Annotated in this window: 11 protein-coding genes; all 11 read left to right on the forward strand. The window is 26.1% G+C overall.

The features are described 5' to 3' along the window. The first annotated feature begins 23 nt into the window (after positions 1-23). The 11 genes from arsD (at position 24) to AC11VW_RS11600 (ending at position 10,815) form a co-directional block, all read left to right on the forward strand. A complete protein-coding gene (gene arsD / locus AC11VW_RS11550; protein ID WP_484301573.1) occupies positions 24-332 on the forward strand; it encodes an arsenite efflux transporter metallochaperone ArsD in 309 nt (102 codons plus the stop codon). A gap of 1 nt (position 333) precedes the next feature. Then, positions 334-2,154 (forward strand): TRC40/GET3/ArsA family transport-energizing ATPase, encoded by a 1,821-nt coding sequence (locus tag AC11VW_RS11555; protein ID WP_484301574.1) that lies wholly within the window; start codon positions 334-336, stop codon positions 2,152-2,154. Between the two features lie 75 nt (positions 2,155-2,229). Beyond that, on the forward strand, positions 2,230-2,730 hold the full coding sequence (locus AC11VW_RS11560) for a thioredoxin family protein (RefSeq protein ID WP_484301575.1): 501 nt from the start codon (positions 2,230-2,232) through the stop codon (positions 2,728-2,730). Beyond that, positions 2,730-3,416 carry a cytochrome c biogenesis CcdA family protein gene (locus tag AC11VW_RS11565; protein WP_484301576.1) on the forward strand — a complete coding sequence of 229 codons (687 nt, stop codon included), beginning with the start codon at positions 2,730-2,732 and terminating at the stop codon, positions 3,414-3,416. The genes AC11VW_RS11560 and AC11VW_RS11565 overlap by 1 nt, the downstream gene beginning before the upstream one ends. A 66-nt stretch (positions 3,417-3,482) precedes the next feature. After that, entirely contained in the window at positions 3,483-4,016 is a 534-nt protein-coding gene (locus tag AC11VW_RS11570) for a (Fe-S)-binding protein (RefSeq protein ID WP_484301577.1), read from the forward strand. Between the two features lie 30 nt (positions 4,017-4,046). Further along, positions 4,047-4,256 (forward strand): hypothetical protein, encoded by a 210-nt coding sequence (locus AC11VW_RS11575; protein WP_484301578.1) that lies wholly within the window; start codon positions 4,047-4,049, stop codon positions 4,254-4,256. A gap of 431 nt (positions 4,257-4,687) precedes the next feature. Continuing rightward, positions 4,688-5,392 (forward strand): response regulator transcription factor, encoded by a 705-nt coding sequence (locus AC11VW_RS11580; protein WP_484301579.1) that lies wholly within the window; start codon positions 4,688-4,690, stop codon positions 5,390-5,392. After that, the gene (locus AC11VW_RS11585) at positions 5,364-7,550 is read left to right on the forward strand and encodes a HAMP domain-containing sensor histidine kinase (protein WP_484301580.1); all 2,187 of its coding nucleotides are present in this window, start codon (positions 5,364-5,366) and stop codon (positions 7,548-7,550) included. The genes AC11VW_RS11580 and AC11VW_RS11585 overlap by 29 nt, the downstream gene beginning before the upstream one ends. Before the next feature lie 140 nt (positions 7,551-7,690). After that, positions 7,691-8,890: a hypothetical protein gene (locus AC11VW_RS11590; RefSeq protein ID WP_484301581.1), complete on the forward strand. Its 1,200-nt coding sequence runs from the start codon at positions 7,691-7,693 to the stop codon at positions 8,888-8,890. A gap of 211 nt (positions 8,891-9,101) precedes the next feature. Next, complete coding sequence (locus AC11VW_RS11595; protein ID WP_484301582.1) at positions 9,102-9,797, forward strand: response regulator transcription factor; 696 nt, start codon at positions 9,102-9,104, stop codon at positions 9,795-9,797. Further along, complete coding sequence (locus AC11VW_RS11600) at positions 9,790-10,815, forward strand: sensor histidine kinase (RefSeq protein WP_484301583.1); 1,026 nt, start codon at positions 9,790-9,792, stop codon at positions 10,813-10,815. Before AC11VW_RS11595 ends, AC11VW_RS11600 begins: the two co-directional genes overlap by 8 nt. Positions 10,816-10,885 lie beyond the last annotated feature (70 nt).

Here is a 10,885-nt window from a genome sequence, read left to right on the forward strand (position 1 = left end):
TTAAAATTATAAGGAGTAAAATTATGAAAATAGAAATATTCGAAGCTACTATGTGTTGTTCTTCTGGGATTTGTGGTCCTAGTGTAGATGAAAGTTTAGTTAAGATAAGTGAAGATATAGAAGTACTTAAAAATGAATTTGAAGGTATAGTTGTTGAAAGATACCAACCACAAACTCATTCTATGAAATTTATGGTAAATATGGAAGTTGGAAAACTTGTAAGAGAAAATGGTCAAAAGATACTTCCTATAACTGTTATAGATGGAAAGGTAATAAAAAGTGGCGCATACCCAACTTTAGAAGAGTTAAAATCAAACTTAAGAGGTGAGTAACATGACACAGTTTTTATTTTTCTCAGGTAAAGGTGGAGTTGGAAAAACTTCAATGGCTTGCACTACAGGAGTTTATAATGCGGATAAAGGTTTAAAAACTTTAATAGTAACAACAGATCCTGCTGCCAATTTATCTGATGTATTTGAACAAGAAATAGGTCATAAAATAACTAAAATAAATAATATAGAAAATCTTTATGCTATGGAAATAGATCCTGATGAATCTACTAATGAGTATAAAGAAAGATTACTTGCTCCAATGAGAGAAATCTTTGATGAAGAAATGATAAGAATAGCTGATGAGCAATTAAGTGGTCCTTGTACTGAAGAAATGGCATCATTTGATAGATTTATCGATTTTATGGAAGTTGATGAGTATGACATTATAATCTTTGATACAGCACCAACTGGGCATACCATAAGACTTTTAGAACTTCCTATAGATTGGTCTAGACACATAGAAGAAAGTGCACAAGGAAGTGGACAAACTTGTATGGGACCTGTATCTATGATACAAGAGAGCAAAGATAAGTTTGATCGTGCAATAGCAAAACTTAGAGACATATCTCAAACTGATTTTATATTTGTTATGCAACCTGAACAAACTTCATTAGATGAAACGATAAGAGCATCACATGAACTTAATGAACTTGGTATATCTACAACTAAGATTATAATCAATGGATTTATACCAGAGGATGAAGCGGTAATACCTTTCTTTAAATCAAGATATGAAATGCAACAAAAATATTTAACTAGAGCAAGTAAAATATTCAAGGACTTACCAATTGACACTATGGAGCTATTTGATAGTGAGCTTAAAGGTGTAGATAGGTTTAGAATAAGTGCATCTATATTATTTGAAGGAAAGAAAGTAGAAAAAACTAGTAATGTAGAATATAAAAATATAGATGAAATAAGCATACAAAGAAATGAAGATGCAAAATCACTTATTTTACCTAAGGTCAATTCTATGAAAAATGTATTTTTCTCAGGTAAAGGTGGAGTTGGAAAAACTGTAATGGCTTGTATTACAGCTGTTAAAGCCGCTAATGAAGGATTTAAAACTCTGTTATTAACAACAGATCCAGCAGCTCATATAGGAAAAGTTTTAGATAAGCCTATAGAAGATAATCCAAAGGCAATAGATGGATGCCCTAATTTATATGCAGCAAAAATTGATCCTAAAGTAGCTTTTGAAGAATATAAAGAAATGGTTTTAAAAGATGCTAAATCTAAGTTTAGTGGACCTACAATAGCTACTATGGAAGAAGAATTAAATTCTCCATGTACTGAGGAAATGGCAGCTTTCCAAAAGTTTATATCATATGCATCAGAAGAAGAATATGACGTTATAGTATTTGATACAGCGCCAACTGGACATACTTTAAGACTTTTAGAACTTCCTATGGACTGGTCTAAGCAAATTCAAATGAAAGCTGGAGTTACTGCAAAAATAAGTGAAGAAGATAAAAAACAAAAAGAAAAATTTGATAGAGTTATAGCTACTATGAAGGATAAGGATAAAACTACTTTTAGTTTTGTTATGTATCCTGAAAAAACTCCTATAATAGAAGCATATAGAGCTAGTGAAGAACTTAAAACTGTTGGAATTGAAACGCAAATGGTTATAGCAAATCTTATAATACCAGAGGAACAAGCTACTACACCATTCTTTAGAAATAGAAGAAATATGCAAGAGAAGTATTTACAAGAAATAAAGAGTGATTTTAAAAATTCTGAGGTAGTTAGAGTACCTATGTATGATAAAGAAATAAAAGGAATAGATATGTTAACTAAGATAGGAGATAGTATATTCTAAACTAAAATAGATATAAAGTTATATATTCTATTTCAAATAGATTTAAATATATGAAATAGAATAGGGGGGATAGATATGGATAAATTGAAAAAAGTAATAATACTATGTACTATTTTTTTTGTAATAGGGGGAATTTGGTTTTATAAAAATAAATCAATTGAAAATGATAATATAGATGAGTTTAAATTAGATGCAACCTATGATTTTGACATGGAAAAACTTAAATCTTATGAACTACCAATAATAGTCGATTTTGGTTCTGATTCATGTATTCCATGTAAAGAGATGGCTCCAGTACTAGAAGATTTGAATGAAGAATATAGAGGAAAAGTAATAGTAAAATTTGTAGATATATCAAAAAATGGTGATGCAGTTAAAGATTTTCCTTTAAAAGTAATACCAACACAGTTTTTTTTCAATGCAGATGGAACTCCATTTAAGCCTAAAAATGCACAGCAAAATAATTTAATGATGTACTCATCAGAAGAAAACGAAGAACATATTTTTACAGCACATGAAGGTCAATTAGATAAGGATGATTTTAAAAACATATTAAATGAGATGGGAGTTAATTAATGGAAAACTTGATTAATACAATATCTCAAACTATGACATCAAATTTATGGTTAGCTCCTATATTAGCTTTAGTTGCAGGTATACTTACATCTTTATCTCCATGTTGTTTATCTAGTATACCCTTAGTAATTGGATATGTAGGTAAATATAATAATGATACTAAAAAATCATTTAAATTATCAATTCTATTTTCTTTAGGAATGGCAACTACATTTACTATTTTAGGAGTTTTAGCATCTTTATTTGGAAGGCTATTTAATATTAATTCATCTTTATGGTACATAATTTTAGGAACTATTATGGTTTTAATGGCACTTCAAGTGTGGGGAATATTTGATTTTGTTCCTTCTAGTTATGCGGGAAGTAAAAATAAAAAAGTTGGATACATAGGAGCTTTTGTAGCAGGGATTTTAGGTGGATTATTTTCATCACCTTGTTCTACACCAGTACTTGTAGTTATATTAGCAGTTGTAGCTAAAGAAGGAAGTTTGATTTATGGAATAATATTATTATTGTTGTATTCTATAGGTCATAGTGTACTAGTAGTTATAGCAGGAACATCTACATCTACACTAAGAAAAATTACTAATTCAAATAATTATGGGATGCTAAGTAATACTTTAAAAGTTGTAACAGGTTTAATTATTTTAGTCTTAGGATTTTATATGTTTTATTTAGGATTTTAAAAGCACTATTTATAGTAATGGCAATTAAAATTATAAAAGCAAAGATATGTATTAGGGGGAAGTACTATGTATTTAGAAGAAATAAATTTAAAGTTTATACAACCTTGTACAACAGGAGGGTCTAAAATTAAAATAAGAGCTGATTTATCAAGAGATATATGTGAAGTATTTCCTTATTTAAATTCTGATATAAAGTCAGCTATGTATAACAAAAAAGCACAGACTATAACATTTAAAGTAGAGCAAAAAGTAGTCACGTTTTTTGCTAAGGAAGTTGCTATTACAAAGTTACTTAATGAAACTGATGCATATGAAATGATGGATTATGTGAAGGGAATAGTAAATGAAGTTTATGAAAATAAAGATAATATAACACCTTCTGATGAAATGAAAAAATTACCTAGCCCTATTGAAATATACAAAAATTTGCCTAAATTAAATTGTAAAACGTGTGGAGAAATGACTTGTATGGCTTTTGCCAGCAAATTATTAAGTGGAGAAAAAAGTATAAAAGCTTGTAGACCATTGTACGAAGATAGTAATATAGATAAACTAGAAAATTTAGAAGTAAGTGTCTTACTTTTAGGATATGAAATCTAAAATTTAAGTGGGGGGATTATTAATGAAAAATTGTGGGAATTGTGGAATAGGCAAAAAAAAGATGATGGAACTATTGAATGTGTTAAATATAAAAAGATAAAAAATGAGCTAGACAATAGTGAAAATTGTTTGTATTATACAGAGTTTAGATTTGAAGATGGAGAGCTTATGAATCCATTGCAACATTTACTTTTGAAGGAGCAAGATTTAAAATCTAAGCATATGAAAAATACTATATAGCACATATACAATAGTGGATAGATATAACACCTTATTTAGAAAAATGCTAGATGAGGTGTTTTTAGTGTTTCAGATATACAATACTTATAAAGTTAAAAAATACAAATCTAATCAATAAAAAACATATTGGTTATATTTGTGTTTTTTTATTTCTTAAAAATACTAATAACGTTATCTTATATCTAAACATTATTGTTAGTTGAGCTAAAGTAGAGGACCAAGAAATATAGTACTATGTTTAAAACTAGATTTAACTTTACTATTTAAATTCTTTAGAAAATCTTTAGATTTATATACAATATATCTTTAAAAAGCAAAGGTATTATATAAATATAGAAAATCTAATTAAGGAGGTGGAAAATTTGACAATAAAAAAAGTAACCTATGATATTATATAAATAGGAAAAAAATGTAATATAGTGGGGGAAAAAATGAACAAGTATAATATTGTAGTAGTAGAAGATGAAAAAGATATAGCAATTGCAATAGAAGCATACTTAATAAATCAAGGGTATAAGGTGTTTATTGGAAATAACGGTATTGAAGGGCTAGAGATATTAGAAAAAGAAAATATACATTTAGCAATAGTAGATATAATGATGCCGAAGATGGATGGAATAACTTTTACTATGAAAGTTAGACAAACTTATGATTTTCCAATAATAATGCTATCAGCTAAATCAGAGGAAATAGACAAAATAACGGGACTTAATATTGGAGCTGACGATTATGTAAGTAAACCATTTAAGCCTTTTGAACTTTTAGCTAGAGTGAACTCACAACTTAGAAGATATAGTAAATTTTTAAACATGGTACAAAAAAGTGATGAAAATAAAAATGTATTTGCTATAGGTGGCTTAGAATTAGATATAAGTACTAAAGAAGTAAGTGTAGACGGAAATGTAATAAAAACTACTCCTATAGAGTTTAAGATATTAACTTTACTTATTAAAAATCCAGGAAGAGTATTTTGTGCAGATGAAATATATGAAAAAGTTTGGAAAGAAAGAGCAGTAAATACGGATACAATAATGGTTCATGTAAGAAATATAAGAGAAAAAATAGAAGTGAATCCTAAAAATCCTAAATATTTAAAGGTGGTGTGGGGTGTTGGATACAAAATTGAAAAGCAATAATTACATAATAAATATAATAGTAGCAATATTAATTTTAATAGCATCTATAGGAATGTGTTTAGTATATCCTAAAATAGAAAAAGATAGTGAAAAGTTTGGGTATAATGTTTTTAAAAAATATAGTTTTTTAAGTGATATTAGTAAAACAAACTATTCTTTATATTATCAAACGTATGAACAAAACGGGGATAAAAAATTAAAACCATCAGATATTATGTTAGACTTGGATTCCTCAAAAATTCAAAATCATGAAGAATATAATTATTCTAAAGAAAATCTTGATAATGGAATAGAGGGTTGGTATGAAACTATAAGCTCTAATTTAGGAAATTTAGATTATTATGCAATAAATAAAGATAATGATGAAGTTAAATCAAGAAAAAGAGGAAAAATAGATGCTTTAATAAGTAAAGACAATACTAGCGATACAATAAATGAATTAAAAGAATTATATAGCTTTTATATGGTTATAGACTATGATGATAAAGGTAATATAAAAATAGAAAAAATATATGGTGCTAATAAAGAAAGTGTATTAAACTCAATGCAAGGTATGCAAGGTCAGACCCTTAGAGACATAGGATACCTACCAGAGGGATGTGATATTAAGCCTATAACAAATATGAAGTTTGTATATGCAGTTCCTAAAAATATAAGCGCATCTGATAATATATCTAATTACATGCAAATAGAAGAAAATCATTCGTATTCAAGTGCAGCTATATTATATATAAATATAGCTATGGTATTTATAGTATTAGCAGGAATACTAATTCCATATAAAGCGTTAAAAGGATCAGCTGGATTTAAAAAAATATTTAAAACACCTTTAGAAATAGTAATAATATTAGTAAGTTTAGGGGTTGCTTTTATATATCAAGGTCCAGAGATTATAATGACTAGCTCTATAAAAGGAGAGCTTATAAACTTTGCACAACTACAATTGAGTAAAGATACTATAAATATATTAACCTATTTAATAAATGTTGTTTATTGGTTTATATGCTTTGGAATAACATTTGGAGCAATTATCATATTAAAACATATATACAAAAGCGGATGTAAAACTTATATAAAAGAAAATTCTTTAATTTATAAAACTTTTGAATATATATTTAAATATACAATAAAGAAAATAAAAAAAATATTTAAATGGTGTACTAATATACAACTTAATCAAAAAGATGATAAAAAGATTCTAGCTATATTAGGCATAAACTTGATAATTTTAGTTTTAATGTGTAGTATGTGGTTATTTGGTATAATGCTTGCTTTAATTTATAGTGTAGCTTTATTTGTAATAATAAGAAAAAAATACAATAAAATTGAAGATGATTACAACAAGTTATTAAATGTAACTAATGAAATAAGCAAAGGTAATTTAGATGTGAATACAGAAGAAGACTTAGGAAACTTTAATGTATTGAAGAATGAAATAGGAAATATACAAAAAGGGTTTAAAAAAGCAGTAAATGAAGAAGTTAAAAGTCAAAAGATGAAAACAGAGCTTATATCAAATGTAAGTCACGACTTAAAAACTCCTTTAACATCAATAATAACTTATGTAGACTTATTAAAAGATGAAAATTTAAGTGATGAAAAGCGTGTACAATATTTAGATACTTTAGATAGAAAATCTCAAAGATTACAAGAATTAATAGAAGATTTATTTGAAGTAAGTAAAGTTAATAGCGGTAATGTGAATTTAAATATTGTAGATGTAGACGTTGTATCTCTTATGAAACAAACTTTGCTTGAAGTAGATGATAAAATTAAAAATTCATCATTAACGATAAGAAATAACTTCCCAAGTGATAAGGTGATACTCAAATTAGATAGTCAGCGTATGTTTAGAGTATTTGAAAATCTTTTAATAAATATAACTAAGTATGCTATGGATGGTTCTAGAGTATATATTGATATATTAGATAAAGAAGATTGTGTAGAAATAGCTTTAAAAAATATGACAGCAGATGAGATAAGTTTTAATGTAAATGAATTAGTTGAAAGATTTGTAAGGGGAGATAAGTCAAGAAATACAGAAGGTAGTGGACTAGGTCTTGCAATAGCAAAGAGCTTTATTGAGTTGCAAGGTGGAGAGTTTGATGTAAGTATTGATGGTGATTTATTTAAGGTTGTTATAAAGTTTAATAAATAATAGATATTGAATTAATACAAAAAGCTACATTCAAAAGGATGTAGTTTTTTTGTATACTGATTGTAAATAGTTGAGAAAAAAACTTATGCTATAATTTATATAAGATCTAAAAATATATGCTACACTAATCGAGAGGGGAGATGAGTTGTATTTATAGTTTTATTGAGTACATGATGGAAAGTGGCGCATTATATATAATTATACTTATTATTATAATAGGTATGCTAATATATATTACAAATAAAAAAGAAGAGATTGAAAATAATTTAGGGTTAAAAGTAATTGGATTTTATTTATTAGGTGCCTTTAGCATAAATTTTAAAATTAAAGATTTTTCAATGGTAATTCCAATAGGTTTTTTAATATATTATGTTTGGATGAAAAATAAGCCACGATTAAATCCAAATACGAAGAAAAAGGCGGCTTTATTTGGTTTGATTATTCTTTGTTTAGGATGGATAAACAGCGGTATTTATAATTTTATAGAATATAGAGATAGAAGTATAAATACAGATAATAAAAATATTGAATATATAAAAAAAGACTGGAAATTAATAAAAAAAGAAATGGAAATGGATTCGCCTATAGTAGAAGAGTTTACATTAGATTATAAGAAAAATAAGAATATAGAATCTTTAAAATTTAAAGCAATTGAAAATGATAAAATTTACAATATTTACTATGATAATGGTATCTACGAAATAGATGTAAATAAAATAGATGATAGTTATATTTATACAGAATATAATAATGGATTAAATAATATAGATATTAATAAAATAATGAATATAGTGAACAATGTGAAATTTGAAGATAATACCAATGCTAGTAGATATAATATTAGTTATAGTAGTAATTTAGATAAACAATATGGTGGAAATATGTATGGAATTGAGGATGATTATTCAGTTAGGAAAATACCAAAACATTATGAAATACAAGGTGCAGGCATAATATACTCTCCTATGAAAGAAATAGATGATAATTCATGGGAAAGTATAAGAAGTGATGCATATCTTCTAGAATATACCTATGATTCTAATAATTATGATGATAAAACTATCACGATAGAAGATAGTAAAAATAGTCAAACTAAAGTTTTTGAAGATAATTATGATGTGTCATGTATAATGGATATGCTAGAAAGTGGAAATTGGGTAGAAGCAAAAGATATTGACATAAATATTGAACCTGATTTGTTTGTGAAAGATAACGAAGGAAATGTTATAGGATTATGTGAAAATGAAGCTCTTGCAAGACGTGATTTAGAGGGTTGTAGTGTGTGGTATTTTGTTTCAAGTGACTTATACAAGAATATAAGTTCAGTCATGTTTAAATAACAATTAATATTCAAAGTAAATATGGATATTAGTTCAAATATTAAATATAAACAATAATAGTTATAGAAAATTCACGAAAATGAAGATTATATTTAAAAGATAATAGTAAATAAAAAGATTACTGATATTAATTCATCAGTAATCTTTTTTTGATATTAAATGGTATATAATGTAAAATAAATACTAACATAAGATAGTGGGGAGAAATATTATGAACAAAAAAACAATACTAATAATTGAAGATGATATAACTTTAAATAAAGGAATAATGCTGACCCTTAAACAAGATGATTTAAGTATAAAACAAGCATTTGATATAAATGAAGGAAGAAAAATATTTAAGGAAGACAATATTGATTTAATAATACTAGATGTAAATTTACCTGATGGAAGTGGCTTTGACTTATGCAAAGAAATTAGAAAAAATTCAAGTGTACCTATAATATTTTTAACGGCTTGTGATATGGAAATAGATGTAGTAACAGGCTTGCAATTAGGAGCTGATGATTATATAACGAAGCCATTTAGTTTGATGATTTTAAGAGCTAGGGTTATGGTTGCATTAAGAAGATTAAATAATAATGCTAGCAATAAATTTACTATAGATAATATGATATTTGACTTTGATAAAATGGAATTTACTAAAGATAATAAAGAAATAACTTTAAGCAAAACTGAAGTAAAATTACTTAAGATATTAGTGACCAATAAAGGGCAAGTACTAACAAGAGAACAATTAATTGATAGTGTATGGAGTGATGGGGGAGAGTATGTAGATGAAAATGCTTTAACAGTTAGTGTAAAGAGGTTAAGACAAAAAATAGAAGATAAAAATTCAAATCATAAATATATAAAAACTGTATATGGAATAGGATATAGCTTTGTTAGAGGTGGAAAAAATGATTAGTACTAGTTACTTCAATAAAATATATTTGAGATTTTTGTGTGTGTTAGTATTAATATCTTTGATTTTTATGGCTTTTATAAGCTTTTCAGATATGTATGGTACAGGTATAACTATAATTGTAAGTTTAGTTTTTGTAGTTTTAGTAATTATTATGGGAATTTTGTTTATTTATACTATTAAAAAACAATTAATTAAAATTATAAATAATTTAGAAAATATAGTAAGTAGTGCTATAAATGAAGAAAGTATGGTCACAGGATATACAGATAATATATTATCATCCTTTGAAAATAAGATACATAGATATGTAAAAATAAATAAAGCAAGTAAAGAAGGTATAGAAAAAGAAAGAAATAAAATAAAAACTTTAGTAGCAGATATATCACATCAAACTAAAACTCCAATATCAAATATACTTTTATATAGTCAGCTTATACTAGAAAATAAAAATATAGATGAACATAGTAAAATGATGCTTAATGATATAAAAAAGCAATCAGAAAGACTTAATTTCTTAATACAATCCTTGATAAAGATGTCTAGATTAGAAAGTGGAGTAATTGAACTAAGTAAAAGCAATTCACAAATATACAAGACTATATATAAGAGTGTGCAAGAAGTTTATTTAAGTGCAGATAATAAAAATATTGATATAAAAGTAGATATAGATAAAAAAATAAGTGCAAATTATGATAGTAAGTGGACAATAGAAGCTATAGTAAATATCTTAGAAAATGCTATAAAGTACAGTAAAGAAAATTCACAAATTGAAATATCTGTAAAAAGCTATGAATTATTTAAAAGAATAGATATAAAAGATAATGGAATTGGTATAGAAGAAAGTGAAATTAATAACATTTTTAAAAGATTTTATAGATGTAAAAATGCTAAACAACATGAAGGGGTAGGTATAGGACTATATCTTACAAGAACAATAATTTCTAAGCAAGGTGGCTACATAAAGGTACAATCTGAAATTGGACAAGGCTCTACTTTTTCCATATATTTACCAACTTAAAAATATTAATTATATATATGTTCTAATAAATAATCTACACTAATTAAATCAATTAATTATAGTTAACTAT

The organism is Romboutsia sp. (assembly GCF_056995035.1).